This is a genomic window from Streptococcus sp. DD11 (genome assembly GCF_001578865.1).
Lineage (GTDB): Bacteria > Bacillota > Bacilli > Lactobacillales > Streptococcaceae > Streptococcus > Streptococcus panodentis.
In genome coordinates this window covers 181,191-196,664 of the sequence record NZ_KQ969392.1, presented here as the reverse complement: position 1 = coordinate 196,664, position 15,474 = coordinate 181,191, and the positions used below count along the sequence as shown (strand labels likewise).

Below are 15,474 nucleotides of genomic sequence, written 5' to 3'. Positions count from 1 at the left end.
CATCAGAGAAGGAATACTGGGTTTTGGCCATGCAGATAGGGTACTGTGCAAAGCCCAGTTCTTCCAGCTCTTTCAGCTCTTTCTTGGCTGCCGGTGTCAGGGAAATGCCCTTGGCACCGTAAACCTTAGTGGCTATCTTTCTCAGTTTTTCCTCAATGGAGTCTTCTTCATTATATACAAATTGGAAATGATTGTCTTCCTCGGCCAGCTGGACCACCTTTTCCGCCAGCTCTCGGCCGCCTTCCCCGCCCTTGGCCCAGACGTCGGAGATGACGACATCAACGCCGCGTTTTTGGCAGGCGTCATAGACAGCCTGCAGTTCGGCCTCGGTATCCAGCGGGAATTTATTGATTGCCACGACTGCGGGCAGACCGTAGACATCCTGGATATTTTCCAGATGCTTGTCCAGATTGGGCAGACCATCTGCAACAGCCTGCACATTCTCTGCGGCCAGGTCGCTCTTGGCTACGCCGCCGTGCATCTTAAGGGCCCGAATGGTGGCTACCAGCACGACAGCCGCAGGCCGCAGGCCAGACATCCGGCACTTGATGTCAATGAATTTTTCAGCTCCCAGATCTGCTCCAAATCCGGCTTCAGTGACCGCATAGTCGGCGTATTTGAGGGCCAGCTTGGTAGCCAGCACACTGTTGCAGCCGTGGGCGATATTGGCGAAAGGTCCGCCGTGGATCAGGGCCGGTGTATGCTCCAAGGTCTGTACCAGGTTTGGATGGATAGCGTCTTTAAGAACGGCTGCCATAGCGCCTCCGGCTTTCAGATCCTGAGCCGTCACTGGCTGTCCGGCATAGTTGTAGCCGATAATAATCTGATTGAGCCGGTTTTTGAGGTCGGTCATATTCTCTGACAGGCAGAGGATGGCCATGACCTCGGAGGCTACCGTGATGTCAAAGCCGTCTTCTCTGGGAACGCCGTTGACCTTGCCCTGCAGGCCGTCCACGATGTGGCGCAGCTGCCGGTCATTCATGTCCACCACCCGCTTCCAGGTGATGCGGCGGGCGTCAATGCCCAGAGCATTGCCATGATGGATATGATTGTCAATGAGAGCAGCCAGAAGGTTATTGGCTACCCCGATGGCATGAAAATCACCGGTAAAGTGCAGGTTGATGTCTTCCATCGGCACCACCTGAGCATGGCCGCCGCCGGCTGCCCCGCCCTTAATCCCAAAGACAGGTCCCAGCGAAGGCTCCCGCAGGGCAATCACCGCTTTTTTGCCAATGGCAGCCAGCGCATCGACCAGACCGACCGAAGTCGTGGTCTTGCCTTCCCCAGCGGGTGTCGGTGAGATGGCCGTCACCAAGATGAGCTTGCCGTCTGTTTGGTCTTTTAATTTTTCCAGCTGTCCGGCGTCAATCTTGGCCTTGTAGCTGCCATAGAGGGAGAGAGCGTCTTTGTCCACTCCCAGCCTTTGGGCGACCCGGTCGATTTTTTCCATTGGGACAGCATTTGCAATTTCAATATCTGATAAAACCATTGTGTTACCTCTTGGAGAAGAGAAAGGCTGTGCTTCTCTTCTGCTGAATTAGACAACTTTCAAAATTTCTTGATAAATCTCATCTGCCAGAGCACTGCCCTTGCGGAGCAGCTCCTCTCCCTTGGAGCGGTAGTCGGACACAAAAGCCTGGTCCCTGACACCTGACAGGTTGATGAGGACATTGAGCCAGGCGCCTTGGAGGCCGGCCTTGAGATTGAGGGCGGCAACGCCCAGATCGCTGGCAGCGTTGGTGTTGGACTTACCGACAGCCTGCTTGGTCACTTGCAGAGCGGCCCAGATGTCTTCCATCATGGCATAAGGAGACTTGGTGGCCTCCTTGAGAGCCTGCTGCATGGCTTCCCGCCGGGCGGCCTTGTCATCTTCTGTCTCTTTTGGCATATCAAAGACCGCTGAGACCAGATTAAAGGCTTCGGTGTCCTTGTCAATGGCAGCCAGCAGCCTGTCCTGCAGGCGGGCACTTTCCTGATGGACCTGAGCGATTTCCTGCTCAAAGTCGGCATACTTTTTCTTGCCTAGCGTCAGCTCACAGACCATCTTGGTCAGGGAAATGCCATTGGCTGCCGACAGAGCAGCAGCAGAGCCGCCTCCGGGAGCCGGTGCATCGGAGCCCAGCACCCGGGCAAATTCTTCTAAGCTTAAATCAACTAATTTCATATCCGCTGCATCCTCCTAGCCCAGCAAATGATTTTCCAGAACCTGCTTGCCGTAGTCAAAGTCTTCGATTTGCAGATAGTATTCGGCTGCGTCAATCAAAGCCTTGGCCGGAGCCAGACCGATGACTTCTGAGCCGAGGATTCCAACTCCGTAGCGTTTGGCTTCAAAGCGGACCGTCTCAAAGACGCGGTAGAGCGGGAATTTTTCCAGATTGACCATGTTGATGGAGACCTGAGCGATATTGCGGTCTTCCAGCATGACGCCGATGGCCTTGCAGTACTTGTAGCCGCCGCTGGAGCCGCGGATGATTTTAGCAATCTTATTGGCAATATCCAAATCGTCCGTATCCAGATTGATATTGTAGGCGATGAGCGGCATTCTGGCACCGACAGCTGTTACACCGGCAGTGGGGTGAATTTTCCTGTCACCATAGTCCGGAGCCCAGTCAGGTTCCAAGAGTTTTTCCGGCATGCCTTCAAACTGGCCTTTACGAACCTTGGCCAGATTCTTGCGCTCCGGCCGGGTGGCTGCATCTTCATAGAGGAAGATAGGAATGCCCAGCTCGCGGTTGATGCGCTCAGATACGGTTTTGGCGATTTCGACACATTCCTCGCTGCTGATGTCCTTAATAGGCACAAAAGGCAGCACGTCGGTTGCCCCCATGCGGGGATGTTCGCCCTGATGCTTGGTCAGGTCAATGTTTTCGGCTGCATATTTGACCAAGCGGAAAGCGGCTTCCTGAATGTTCTGGTCATCGCCGACCAGAGTGAAAACACTGCGATTGTGGCTGGCATCAGAGGAGTGGTCCAAAAGAGTCACGCCCGGCACGCTCTTAGCTGTTTCTACCAAGCCGTCAATGACCGCCTGATTGCGGCCTTCAGAAAAGTTGGGAATACATTCAACAATTTTTGACATAAGTTTTTCTCCTGTTTTGAGTGTGGATTCGATAGCGCTTACATTTTGACGGAAGCGCAGGACTGGACAGCCATTCAGCTGCAGCCCCGCTCCGTGATTATTCAAACAATTTCTTGACAGATTCTTTGACCAAATCCTCATCGCTCAGATAAGGGATGGTGATGTGGTCCGTTCCTGCATGCAGGCGGTTGTATTCAATAGCTGTTTCGATAGCGTGCTCATTGCGGGCCCAGTTGCGGCGGGCTACTCCGCCGATGGTATCCCAGGCGATAGCAGACTTGATGATTTCATCGATGCGCTCGCTGCCGTCCAGCACCAGGCCAAAGCCGCCGTTGATGGCTTTGCCGATACCGGTGCCGCCGCCGTTGTGGAGAGCTACCAGACTCATGCCGCGGGCTGCGTTGCCAGCGTAGCATTGCACGGCCATGTCGCAGGTTACGTTTGATCCGTCCTTGATATTCGAAGTTTCACGGAATGGAGAGTCCGTACCGGACACGTCGTGGTGGTCGCGGCCAATCATGACAGGGCCAATCTTGCCTTCGCGGACTAATTCATTGAACTTGAGGGCGATATTGACCCGGCCCATGCAGTCTTGGTAGAGAATCCGAGCCTGAGTTCCAACGACCAGCTGGTTCTTTTCTGCATCGCGGATCCAGTTGTAGTTGTCGCGGTCTTGGTAGCGGCGGTTCGGGTCGATGACTTCCATGGCTGCATGGTCGGTTGCTACCAGATCTTCATGCCTGCCGCTCAGGCAGACCCAGCGGAAAGGACCGTAGCCGTAGTCAAAGAGCATGGGTCCCATGATGTCTTCCACATAGGAAGGCCAGATGAAGCCGTCCTTGTCGTCCAAGCCATTCTTGGAAATTTCCTTGATGCCAGAGTCATAGATGGCTTTCATAAAGGAATTGCCATAGTCAAAGAAGTAGGTGCCATGGTTGGTCAGTTCCTTGATAGCGGCAAAGTGGCGGGCCAGGGTTTCATCGACCAGTTTGTGGAAGGTTTCCTTGTCTTCAGCCAAAAGCCGGGTCCGCTCTTCAAAGCTGATGCCGGCAGGGCAGTAGCCGCCGTCATAGACATTGTGGCAGGAGGTTTGGTCGGAGAGCAGGTCGACATGGATCTTGTTCTCATTGACATATTCCAAGAGGTCAACGATATTGCCATGATAGGCGATAGAGGTGGATGCACCGGCTTCCAGAGCTTTCTGAGCCAGCTCAATCGCTTCCTCCGGACTTTCGGCAATCTGGCTGACCCAGCCCTGTGAGTGGCGGGTTTCGATCCGGGATTGGTCCACTTCGGCCACGATGGCGACTGCCTTGGCAATTTCTGCAGCCTTGCCCTGAGCCCCGCTCATGCCGCCCAGACCGGAGGAGATAAAGAGCTTGCCGGTCAGGTCGCCGTCGTCAGCCACGCCCAGTTTCAGGCGGCCGGCGTTGAGCAGGGTGTTGAAGGTACCGTGAACGATGCCCTGCGGACCGATATACATCCAGCCGCCGGCTGTCATTTGACCGTAGTTGGTCACGCCCATCTCTTCGGCAATTTCCCAGTCTCTCATATTGTCGTATTCGCCGACCAAAAGGCCGTTGGTAATGATGACCCGAGGTGCTTCCGGTTTGGACTTGAAGAGACCGACCGGGTGTCCGGATTCGACCACCAGCGTTTGCTGATCGGTCATCACTTCCAGATATTTCTTGATCAGATTGTACTGCATCCAGTTGGCGCAGACGGAGCCGGTTTCCCCGTAAGTGACCAGCTCGTAGGGGTAGAGGGCGATTTCAAAGCTGAGGTTGTTGTCAATCATGACCTGCATGGCCTTGGCTGCCGTGCAGTTGCCCTTGTATTGGTCAATGGGCTTGCCATAGATGCGTTCTTTTGGCCGCCAGCGGTAGCCGTAAATCCGGCCGCGGGTTTTCAGCTCTTCCAAAAACTCCGGAATGACTTCCTCGTGGAATTTTTTTGGAATATAGCGGAGCGCATTTTTCAGGGCAATCTCTGTCTGAGCCTGTGTCAGGCGGAAGCCCCGGTCTGGTGCCCGGCGGATGCCTTCCTGAAAGACAGTCTTTTCGGGAAGCACATCGTCCAGCTTAACAGTCATAGCGGCTGCAATTTCATTTTCAGTAAAGTATGACATGAAAACTCCTCCTTAAAAGTCCAGTATCATCCTCTTTGAAAATCTCTTCAAACCGCGTCAGCTAGAACGGCCTGAGCCTAGAGAGCTGAAAGCAAGGCAGGGAGCCTGCGGATAAAACAAACGAAGTTTGTGCCAAAGCGCCATCCTTTCGAGGCTGGCTTCCTGCTCGGTTTTTTGATTTTCGTTGAGTATAAATAGATTTCATCCTTATTTTATAAGAAAGCCGTCCACAAAGAGTCAAGAAAAAGAAAAAATCTGCAAAAAATGCAGCCCTCCTATCTTTTGCAAGCTTTTGACTATAATTTGACGATAGTGTATTATGATGAGGAGCAAGAATATTGGAAGATGAAACGGAGGAAGAAGTATGACGGCTGATTTACTATTAACTCATTTCAATCAAGTCTTCTGCCCCAAGGACCTAGGACATCCCCTCTTTGGCGCAGAGATGAAGGAAGCGCAGGTGCTGGAAGACGGCTATATCGCGGTCAAGGACGGGAAAATTTTGGCGGTCGGCAGCGGCCATCCTGCGGCTGACCTGATTGGACCCGACACCCAGATCCAGTCCTATGAAGGCAAGATTGCCACACCTGGCTTGATCGACTGCCACACACACTTGGTCTACGGCGGCAGCCGAGAGCATGAGTTTGCCAAGAAGTTGGCCGGTGTTCCTTATCTGGAGATTCTCGCTCAGGGCGGCGGTATTCTCAGCACGGTCCGGGCGACTCGCGCAGCTTCTTTTGACACTCTCTACGACAAGTCCAAGAAACTGCTGGACTATATGCTGCTGCACGGGGTGACCACGGTGGAGGCCAAGAGCGGCTATGGTCTGGACTGGGAGACAGAAAAGCGCCAGCTGGATGTCGTTGGGGCGCTGGACCGTGACCACGAGATTGATCTGGTTTCCACCTTTATGGCTGCCCACGCCGTTCCGCCTGAATACAAGGGCCGCTCTCAGGACTATCTGGACTTGATCGTGGAGGAAATGCTGCCGCGGGTCAAGGCGGAAAATCTGGCTGAATTCTGCGATATTTTCTGTGAAAAAGGTGTCTTTACAGCTGAGGAATCCCGCTACCTGCTCTCCAAGGCTAAGGAACTGGGCTTTAAGCTTCGCATCCATGCTGATGAAATCGAGTCTATCGGCGGGGTCGATGTAGCAGCTGAGCTGGGAGCGACCAGTGCCGAGCACCTGATGATGGCGACCGATGAAGGCATCCGCAAGATGGCCGCAGCCAAGGTTATCGGCAATCTCCTGCCGGCCACTACCTTCAGCCTGATGGAGGACACCTATGCCCCAGCCCGCAAGATGCTGGAGGCCGGCATGGCCATCACCCTGACCACCGACAGCAATCCTGGCTCCTGCCCGACCGCCAACCTGCAGTTTGTCATGCAGCTGGGCTGCTTCATGATGCGGCTGACCCCAGTCGAGGTCCTCAATGCTGTGACTATCAATGCCGCCTACTCTGTCAACCGTCAAGATAAGATTGGCAGCTTTGACAGCGGCAAGCAGGCCGATATCACCATCCTTGATGCCCAAAACATCGACTACCCGCTTTATTTCTTTGCCACCAACCTGACCCATCAGGTCTACAAGGCCGGCAAGCTAGTTGTCGATCAAGGCCGGCTAGTCTAGGATTTATCAAAAACGAATCGTATTTTTCAAGAGCCTGTCTTCATACAAGGTAGATCTTTCAGATAAGAGATGATTTTCCCGTTCATCTAGGCGAAAATTCGAAGGAATACTGGGCGTATTTCTAAAATTTTGAACGACGAGTGGCGGGGAAAGAGGCTTTTAGATGAAAAATTTATCTATGAAGACAGGCTCTAGCTCTCTCTGGCGACAGAGGGAGTTTTTTAAATGAAAATTTTATGTTATAATATATGAGTGTTTTACAGGGAGATTAGCCAAATGCCGTAAAGGAGAGCGTCATGCTAAAATCAATTTTTTTCAAATATTACAAATGGTTTTATCTGCTTGCAGTGCTGATTGTCATTCTGGCGGCAGTATTCTTCTATGGTGTGCTCAATGGTAAGCCGAGACAGGTGAACAGGCGAGAGCTTGAAACTGGCCTGGTTAAGGTTCTTAAGAACACTTATAAGGATATTGAAGAAATTCAGCTAACCAGTCCTCATTATCATGCTCCAGACGGCCTTTCTTGCCATGTGAATCTTCGATTTTCTGATAATCAGGAAATGGACTATGACTTGGGCTACAGCAGCAGTCAGAAAGAAAATGACCAAGGCAGTCAGACTGACGAAGGAAGGGCTTTTCTGAAAAATCGAAAAGGAAAAACTAAGACCAAAGTGTCGGTGACTTATCCTGATGGAGATAAGGGCAGAGAATGACGGCTGTTAGAGGTAAATACAGCTAGAATGGCAAAAATTTTTCCCTTGCCTTTCCCGCCCATCTCTGCTATAATAGTTATTTGTGAGCAAACCTCACTTACCCCTTGCAGCGTCTTGGGGTCATTAGACCAAAAGGAGGAAACATCAATGGCTAAATACGAAATTCTTTATATTATTCGTCCAAACATTGAAGAAGAAGCTAAAAACGCTTTGGTAGCACGCTTTGACTCTATCTTGACGGACAACGGTGCAACTGTTGTTGAATCAAAAGACTGGGAAAAACGCCGTCTTGCCTACGAAATCCAAGATTTCCGTGAGGGACTCTACCATATCGTAAACGTTGAAGCAAACGACGATGCAGCTCTGAAAGAGTTTGACCGTCTGTCAAAAATCAACGCCGACATTCTTCGTCACATGATCGTCAAACTTGACGCTTAAGAAGGTAGCATCATGATTAATAACGTTGTACTGGTGGGTCGCATGACCCGCGATGCCGAATTGCGCTATACACCGCAGAATCAAGCGGTCGCAACATTTACTCTGGCTGTCAACCGCAACTTCAAGAATCACAATGGAGAGCGGGAAGCAGACTTCATCAATGTTGTCATCTGGCGTCAGCAGGCAGAAAATCTGGCAAACTGGGCTAAAAAAGGAGCCCTGATTGGCATTACCGGCCGCATTCAGACCCGTAACTACGAAAACCAGCAAGGTCAGCGTGTTTACGTGACAGAAGTCGTGGCGGATAATTTCCAAATGCTGGAAAGCCGTTCTGCCCGTGAAGGTCAGTCTTCAGGCGGTTATGGCGGCAATAGCTTTGGAGGCAGTTCAGCGCCAAGCTATGGCAATGCAGATTCGTCCAGCCAAGTACCGAACTTTTCTCGTGACGAGAGCCCATTTGGCAATACCAATCCAATGGATATCTCGGATGACGACCTGCCATTCTAAGGACTAATAACTATAATATAAAGGAGAAAACACATGGCTCAACAACGTCGTGGCGGATTCAAACGCCGTAAAAAAGTTGATTACATCGCAGCGAACAAAATTGAATATGTTGATTACAAAGATACTGAGCTTCTTAGCCGTTTCGTTTCAGAGCGCGGGAAAATCCTTCCTCGCCGTGTAACCGGAACTTCAGCTAAAAACCAACGCAAAGTCACAACAGCTATCAAACGCGCTCGCGTAATGGCTCTGATGCCTTTCGTAAATGAAGACTAATTAGATTAACAGCAGGCTCTGGCTTGCTGTTTTTTATTTTGTCATTGACAAAATGTCAGTTAAGTGCTATACTAACCACAAGGAGGCAGAAACCATGCGTGATGTCAAGGATCCAGAGGTACGACGGGTGGAGATTATGGATGCAGCCCTGCAGCTATTTGCCCAGAAAGGCTATCTCAAGACTCGAACTCAGGATATTATTGATAAGGTTGGGATTTCCCGGGGCCTGCTTTATTATCATTTTAAAGATAAGGAAGACATTCTTTACTGTCTCATCGAAAAAAACTCTGAGCCCCTGCTGAGGCGGCTGGAAAAGATCAGTTATCAAGCGGATTTGCCTGTCAAAGAGAAGATTAAGAGTTTTATGGAAGCCACTCTTATTTCGGATGAGCAAATCACTCAGGAAAATCTGGTCCTGCAGGAGACGGTTAATCTGGAAAGGAATCGCTATGTATTGGATCGCTTTTACCATAGGCTAACCGAGCAGATGACTGTTTTTTTCGCTCATATTTTAGAAGAAGGACAGGCTGCTAGAGATTTTCAGCTGGACTATCCGCAGCAGACAGCGTCATTTCTGATGACAGCCTATGTTTTTGTCTCCAATGATGCAAAAATGACTTCAAAATCAGCCAACTTGCAGGATTACTTATCCAGTTTTCAGGCGATTTTGGAGAAGACATTGGGGCTGGACGGATTGATTTTTTAGACAGGGCAGTTTCTGCCTTTTCTTTAGAAAGATAACTGACAAAATGTCAGTGGTGTTTTCTTTATCAGTTTCAGTAGCAAAAAAAATTTACGGCAAGACTGACAAAAAGTTAGTAAAAGGAGGAGTTATGTTAGACATTCAGCATTTGACTAAAACTTATAAGGGTGGTAAAAAGGCCGTGGATAATCTTAGTCTGCGAGTTGAAGCAGGGGATATCTATGGTTTCATCGGGGCCAATGGCGCGGGGAAGACTTCTACAATTAAGTCGATTGTCGGTATCCACGATTTTAACAGCGGGGAGATTTATATCTGTGGTCACTCTATCAAGGATGAGCCGCTGGCCTGTAAGAGGAGCATGGCCTACTTGCCGGATAATCCTGACTTATATGAAAATTTGACAGGGTTTCAGTTTTTAGATTTTATAGCAGATATTTACCGTATTTCCATGGAGAAGCGGCTGCAGTATATTGATAAATATGCAGACATCTTTGAGCTCAAGGATTCTTTGAATAAATTGATTGCGGCTTATTCTCACGGCATGAAGCAGCGCTTGGCACTGATTGCAGCCCTCCTGCATGAACCGAAGCTCTTGATTTTGGATGAACCCTTTGTTGGTTTAGATCCCAAGGGGGCTTTTTATTTCAAGCAAATCATGAAAGAGCTGGCAGGGAAGGGATGTGCGATTTTCTTTTCAACGCATGTATTGGAGGTTGCAGAAGAGCTCTGTACTAAGATTGCTATTTTACAAAAGGGACACTTGGTGGCCAATGGCAAGACTGCTGAGGTAAAAGGTTCCTCTAGCCTAGAAGAAGTATTTATGGAGCTGCAAGATTATGACTAATATTCTTTTACTTTTAAAACTGCAAGTATACAATGTTTTCTCAATCAATCGTCTGCGTCAGCGCAGGGGCAGGAGGACAATCTATCAGCTTGGCTTGATACTTCTCCTTGTTTTCCTGACCGCAGCCTATAATTTTTTGACGGCTCTCAGTCTTGTTCAGATGGGCCAGGCTAATCTGATTCCGGCCTATATGATTGCTGTAGTCAGTTTGCTTATTTTCTTTTTCAGCCTGCTGCAGGTCAATGGCATCCTATTTAACGCTAAAGAGCTGGATAGGCTCCTGGTTTTGCCGGTGAGAACTTGGGAAATAGTCTGCGGCAAATTTGCTTTTCTTTACTTGCTAAATTTTTTGCTGGCTCTGATTTTTATGCTGCCAGCTGGTCTGATTTGGCTGCTTTCAGGAGGGCAGCTAGTGGATGTCTTGCTGTACAGCTGCCTCCTGCTCTTTATCCCCCTCTTGCCTCTTTGTCTGGCCTCCCTGTTTTCTTTTCTCATCAGCTATTTGTCAGCTAGACTTGTTCACCAGAATCTCTTTTCTTTCCTAGCATCTCTTGTTCTGCTTTTGGTCTTGCTGGCTGGCAGTATCTGGACTATGAGGGGAGGACAAGGGCGAGATGTTTATCAGCTGCTGACTGGACAGCTAAGCCAGCTCTATCCGCCTGCTAATCTTTTCCTGAACGGACAGGCCTTCTGGAGATCCAGTTTACAGCTTGCAGGATTTTCTTTAGTTGTGGCGGGAATTTTTCTGAAAATCCTGTCCTCTAGCTATTTAAGATTGCATTTTCTGCTGGAAAAATCAGCGACTCCGGTAAAAATCCGCAAAAGAAGACGGAAATCGCCTTTTCTGGCTCTTTATTGCAGGGAGCTGGATAATTTTCTGTCTTCCTATCTCTATCTGCTGAATAGCGGTTTAGGTGTCATTCTTCTGTTGGTATTTTCCTTGCTGCTTTGTTTTGTAAAGCCTCAAGACCTGATTTCCTATCTGCCCTTGGGAGTGAGTCAGGATTTTCTCCCTCTCTTCTTGGCCAGTCTATTTAGTATTTCGAATCCAGCTGCAGCGGCAATTTCACTGGAGGGAGGCCGGATCTGGCTTTTGCAGACCCTGCCGGTCTCAATGAAAGAGATTCTGTGGACCAAGATGGGGCTGACAATATCCCTGCATTTGATTGGTTTGGCGGTCAGTCTGCCGATTCTCTTTTGGCGCTTTTCGCCGACCATTCCGCAGCTGCTGACTCTTGTCTGCCTATCCTTAGCCTATTCATTTTTCACAGCTCTTCAGGGAATCTTTATTAATTTTCATTATCCAAAATGGATTTGGGACAATGAAATAGTAGTCATCAAGCAGAGTTTGTCCGTTGTTTTATCTGGCTTGGTGGGCATGCTGTCGGTCCTGCTGCCGCTGGCCCTCCATTTCTTCTGTCAATGGCAGCTGACGGCTTCCCTATGGCTGACTACCGGTTTGCTTGCAGCTGTCAGTCTGATTCTCTATAGTTATTTAAGCAAACAAATTTATTTCAAGGAGGTTGATGATTGATGAAAAGGAAAGATATATTTGTTTTAGTGGTGATGGCTGCTCTCGTGGTTCTGCTTATCTTCTTTCTGCCCAATCAGGTTCCCATTCATTTTAACAGCACAGGAAAGGCGGACATTATTGTCAATCGCTTTTGGTTGATTCTCAGTTTGCCCATCCCCTATTTTCTTTACTGGAAATATTTCAGGCATAAATAAAAGAGGTTGTGCAACCTCTTTTTAATATGCTGATTAATATCTCGTCGGTCCCATAGCGGCGCTTTTGATGTTGAAGCGCTTTTTGAGATAGAAGCGCAGGGCCAGGGCCAGTCCGCCGATAATGACGATAATGATGTTTGAAAGGCGGGGGTTCATCACTTCCGGCAGAAAGCTGGTGGCCATGATAGAGATAAGCCAGAGCAGGACAGCGCCGATCATGATAAGGGCGGATCTCCAAAGCGGCGGTCTTTGGCTGCGGTCTGTGTCAGGTCCATAGAAGCGGTAGATGAAATGGTGATTAGCATAGAAAACGAAGCCTCCGACTACGCTGCCCAAGATCAAGGTCGTCAAGCCATAGACAGAGGGCTGGGAGGAGGAGAGATTGACAATGGAACTCAGGACGGCGAAGAAGCCAAAGATAAAGAGGACAGAGTCCAGCATCATCCATTTGGGATCGTCATTTTCCTTGGGGTGCTCGGCATCGTAACGCTCTTTAGCTGCGAAGGAAGCGGCCCAGGCAGTCGGCGCCCCGTAGAGGCCGCGGGCAGTGATTCCCTTGCTCTGGTTTTCCAATATTTCGGGCAGGATGTCTTCCAGGATTTTCTGGATTTCCTGATCCGTCTTGCCGTCTAGGAGGAGCTGGTGGGTCGCGATGTGGATAAATTCTTTATTTTTTTGCTGAGTTTGTCTAATGATACTGAGGACATAATCGTTCTTTCTAATGGTTAAAATAGCTTTTTGTGGATAAGGTAGAGGGTCAGGGAGCCGCTCATAGCAAAGGCGATAAACATGATAATCCAAAAGGCATGCGGCTCGCCGTTGAGCGGCAGGTCATTGGTCTTGAAGTTCATGCCATAGGCCGAGAAGATCATGGTCGGGATGGACATGACGACCGTCACCAGAGCCAGTGTCTTCATGATATTATTTTGATTATTGGAGATAATCGAAGCAAAAGTATCGGTCATGCCGCGCAGGATGTTACCGTAAATATCCGCCATCTCGATAGCCTGCTGGGTTTCAATCAGGGTGTCTTCCAGCAGGTCCTCGTCTTCCAGATATTTCTTGATATTGCTGGTAGCGCTGGTCAGCTTTTTAATCACCCGCTCATTGGTCTTGAGGGAGGCTTTGAAATAGACAATGGTCTTTTCCAGCTCCATGAGTTCGATCAGCTCTTCATTGCGGGTGGACTGATGCAGCTGGCTTTCAATCTGCTCGCTCTTGCGGTCAATGGAACGCAGAGCCGTCAGATAGAGCTCGGCATTGCGGTAGAGGATCTGAAAGATAAAGCGGGATCGCATAAAGGTATAGAAATTGCGCAGGCGGCGCTGGATGAAAATATCCAGCAGGGGCAGCTTTTCCAGACAGGTGGTGATGATGGCTTCTTCCGTGATGATAATCCCCAGCGGAATGGTGACGTAATAGATCTTATTATTCCGCTCCTCGGTGATGGGCACATCCACGATAATCAGCGTGTAGTCGTCCTCGATGGTGACCCGGGACATTTCTTCCGCATCGAGCGGTGCCCGCAAATCGGCAATATCAATATTGAAAGCGTTGGCGATCTCAAGGGACTCACTCTGAGAAGGATTGACGAGATTGATCCAAGTACCCGATTCAAGACTATCAATTTCTTTAAATTCAGTTGTGGTTGACAGAAATACTTGTTTCATGATGCCTTTCCTTTCCAGAGCTATTTTACATACCGTACTATTATACTACAAATTCGGACTTTTGGGGCAAAAGATTGCAGAAAATTTTGTTATAATAGAGAAGGTTTAAAAGTGAAACGAGGTCAAGATGCAAGATAAGATTGTGATTCATGGAGCGCGAGCTCATAATCTAAAAAATATTGATGTAGAAATTCCCCGTGACAAGTTGGTCGTGGTGACCGGTCTGTCTGGCTCGGGCAAGTCCAGCCTGGCCTTTGACACCCTCTATGCAGAGGGGCAGCGGCGCTATGTAGAGAGCCTGTCGGCCTATGCCCGGCAGTTTTTGGGCAATATGGAAAAGCCGGATGTGGACTCGATTGACGGTCTCAGCCCTGCTATTTCCATCGACCAAAAGACCACCAGCAAAAATCCCCGCTCGACGGTGGGGACAGCGACGGAGATCAACGACTATCTGCGTCTGCTCTACGCGCGTGTCGGAACGCCTTACTGTATCAATGGTCACGGTGCCATCACAGCTTCCTCCGTCGAGCAGATTGTCGACAAGGTCTTGGAGCTGCCGGAGCGTCAGCGGCTGCAAATCCTGGCGCCGGTCATCCGCAAGAAAAAAGGCCAGCACAAGACGGTTTTTGACAAGATTCAGAAAGACGGCTATGTCCGGGTGCGCGTGGACGGCGAGATTTACGATGTGACCGAGGTTCCTGAGCTGTCCAAGAGCAAGCAGCACGATATCGAGGTCGTGGTGGACCGGATTGTCATCAAGGAAGGGGTCCGCAGCCGGCTCTTTGACTCGGTCGAGGCGGCTCTCAGGATTGCGGAGGGCTATGTGGTCATCGACACCATGGACGGCGAGGAGCTGCTCTTTTCCGAGCACTATGCCTGCCCGGTCTGCGGCTTTACGGTGCCTGAGCTGGAGCCGCGGCTCTTCTCCTTTAATGCTCCTTTTGGCTCCTGTCCGGACTGTGACGGTCTGGGAGTCAAGCTGGAGGTAGACTTGGATGTGGTGGTGCCGGATGCCGGCAAGACTCTGAGAGAAGGGGCTTTAGCTCCTTGGAATCCCATTTCCTCTAACTACTATCCGCAGATGCTGGAGCAGGCCATGCAGGAGTTCGGGATTGATATGGATAGGCCTTTTGAGGAGCTGACCGAGGCAGAGCGGCAGCTGATTCTCTTTGGTTCTGAGGGCCGAGAGTTCCATTTTCATTATGAAAATGAATTCGGCGGTGTGCGGGATATTGACATTCCTTTTGAGGGAGTGGTGGCTAATATCAACCGCCGCTATCATGAGACAAACAGTGACTTTACCCGCAATCAGATGCGGCTCTACATGAATGAGCTGACCTGTGCAGCCTGTCAGGGCTACCGGCTCAATGACCAGGCCCTGTCTGTTAAGATTGGCGGAGAGAAGGGGCTCCATATCGGTCAGATTTCCGATTTGTCCATTGCGGATCATTTGGAGGAGCTGGACCGCCTGACCTTGACAGACAATGAAGCGATTATTGCTAAGCCTATTGTCAAGGAAATTCACGACCGTCTGACCTTCCTCAATAACGTTGGTCTTAATTACCTGACTTTGTCTCGCTCGGCAGGAACTCTATCAGGAGGCGAGAGCCAGCGGATCCGCCTGGCAACTCAGATCGGCTCCAATCTGTCCGGCGTTCTCTATATTCTGGACGAGCCATCCATTGGCCTCCACCAGCGGGATAATGACCGCCTCATTGCCAGCCTGAAAAAGATGCGGGATCTGGGCAATACCCTGATTGT

General features: G+C 49.8%; 16 protein-coding genes. 10 read left to right on the top strand and 6 right to left on the bottom strand.

Annotated features, from left to right (window positions below; all coding sequences use genetic code 11):
* From STRDD11_RS00955 to STRDD11_RS00940, 4 genes are all read right to left on the bottom strand, one after another.
* A partial coding sequence (locus STRDD11_RS00955; RefSeq protein WP_128835318.1) for a formate--tetrahydrofolate ligase occupies window positions 1-1,489 on the bottom strand: 1,489 nt, incomplete at its 3' end.
* Window positions 1,490-1,537: 48 nt separating this feature from the next.
* A complete protein-coding gene (locus tag STRDD11_RS00950; protein WP_128834476.1) occupies window positions 1,538-2,164 on the bottom strand; it encodes a cyclodeaminase/cyclohydrolase family protein in 627 nt (208 codons plus the stop codon).
* 15 nt (window positions 2,165-2,179) lie between these two features.
* On the bottom strand, window positions 2,180-3,079 hold the full coding sequence (gene ftcD, locus STRDD11_RS00945; protein WP_128834473.1) for a glutamate formimidoyltransferase: 900 nt from the start codon (window positions 3,077-3,079) through the stop codon (window positions 2,180-2,182).
* Between the two features lie 97 nt (window positions 3,080-3,176).
* A complete protein-coding gene (locus STRDD11_RS00940; protein ID WP_128834470.1) occupies window positions 3,177-5,207 on the bottom strand; it encodes a urocanate hydratase in 2,031 nt (676 codons plus the stop codon).
* 364 nt (window positions 5,208-5,571) lie between these two features.
* Between STRDD11_RS00940 and hutI the strand changes: the two genes are divergently transcribed.
* The 9 genes from hutI to STRDD11_RS00895 all read left to right on the top strand — a co-directional run bounded on the left by hutI (window position 5,572) and on the right by STRDD11_RS00895 (window position 12,043).
* Window positions 5,572-6,837, top strand: coding sequence for an imidazolonepropionase (hutI, locus tag STRDD11_RS00935; protein ID WP_128834467.1), 1,266 nt, complete (start codon window positions 5,572-5,574; stop codon window positions 6,835-6,837).
* A 296-nt stretch (window positions 6,838-7,133) separates the two neighbouring features.
* Window positions 7,134-7,550, top strand: coding sequence for a hypothetical protein (locus tag STRDD11_RS00930; RefSeq protein WP_128834465.1), 417 nt, complete (start codon window positions 7,134-7,136; stop codon window positions 7,548-7,550).
* A gap of 147 nt (window positions 7,551-7,697) precedes the next feature.
* Window positions 7,698-7,988 carry a 30S ribosomal protein S6 gene (gene rpsF, locus STRDD11_RS00925; protein ID WP_002896497.1) on the top strand — a complete coding sequence of 97 codons (291 nt, stop codon included), beginning with the start codon at window positions 7,698-7,700 and terminating at the stop codon, window positions 7,986-7,988.
* A 12-nt stretch (window positions 7,989-8,000) separates the two neighbouring features.
* Window positions 8,001-8,495 carry a single-stranded DNA-binding protein gene (locus STRDD11_RS00920; protein ID WP_128834462.1) on the top strand — a complete coding sequence of 165 codons (495 nt, stop codon included), beginning with the start codon at window positions 8,001-8,003 and terminating at the stop codon, window positions 8,493-8,495.
* Window positions 8,496-8,528: 33 nt separating this feature from the next.
* Complete coding sequence (gene rpsR / locus STRDD11_RS00915) at window positions 8,529-8,768, top strand: 30S ribosomal protein S18 (RefSeq protein ID WP_000068664.1); 240 nt, start codon at window positions 8,529-8,531, stop codon at window positions 8,766-8,768.
* A gap of 52 nt (window positions 8,769-8,820) precedes the next feature.
* Window positions 8,821-9,474, top strand: coding sequence for a TetR/AcrR family transcriptional regulator (locus STRDD11_RS00910; RefSeq protein WP_206512666.1), 654 nt, complete (start codon window positions 8,821-8,823; stop codon window positions 9,472-9,474).
* Between the two features lie 127 nt (window positions 9,475-9,601).
* Window positions 9,602-10,315 (top strand): ABC transporter ATP-binding protein, encoded by a 714-nt coding sequence (locus STRDD11_RS00905; protein WP_128834457.1) that lies wholly within the window; start codon window positions 9,602-9,604, stop codon window positions 10,313-10,315.
* Window positions 10,308-11,849 carry an ABC transporter permease gene (locus STRDD11_RS00900; RefSeq protein ID WP_241209267.1) on the top strand — a complete coding sequence of 514 codons (1,542 nt, stop codon included), beginning with the start codon at window positions 10,308-10,310 and terminating at the stop codon, window positions 11,847-11,849. Before STRDD11_RS00905 ends, STRDD11_RS00900 begins: the two co-directional genes overlap by 8 nt.
* On the top strand, window positions 11,849-12,043 hold the full coding sequence (locus tag STRDD11_RS00895) for a DUF1648 domain-containing protein (protein WP_128834452.1): 195 nt from the start codon (window positions 11,849-11,851) through the stop codon (window positions 12,041-12,043). Before STRDD11_RS00900 ends, STRDD11_RS00895 begins: the two co-directional genes overlap by 1 nt.
* 33 nt (window positions 12,044-12,076) lie before the next feature.
* Here the strand turns inward: STRDD11_RS00895 and STRDD11_RS00890 are convergent, their stop codons facing one another.
* Together STRDD11_RS00890 and STRDD11_RS00885 are read right to left on the bottom strand one after the other, a co-directional pair.
* Entirely contained in the window at window positions 12,077-12,766 is a 690-nt protein-coding gene (locus STRDD11_RS00890) for a DUF1129 domain-containing protein (protein WP_206512671.1), read from the bottom strand.
* Between the two features lie 2 nt (window positions 12,767-12,768).
* A complete protein-coding gene (locus STRDD11_RS00885; RefSeq protein WP_128834450.1) occupies window positions 12,769-13,713 on the bottom strand; it encodes a magnesium transporter CorA family protein in 945 nt (314 codons plus the stop codon).
* 127 nt (window positions 13,714-13,840) lie between these two features.
* Between STRDD11_RS00885 and uvrA the strand changes: the two genes are divergently transcribed.
* Window positions 13,841-15,474, top strand: a 1,634-nt coding sequence (uvrA, locus tag STRDD11_RS00880; RefSeq protein ID WP_128835314.1) for an excinuclease ABC subunit UvrA, incomplete at its 3' end; no start/stop codon positions are given.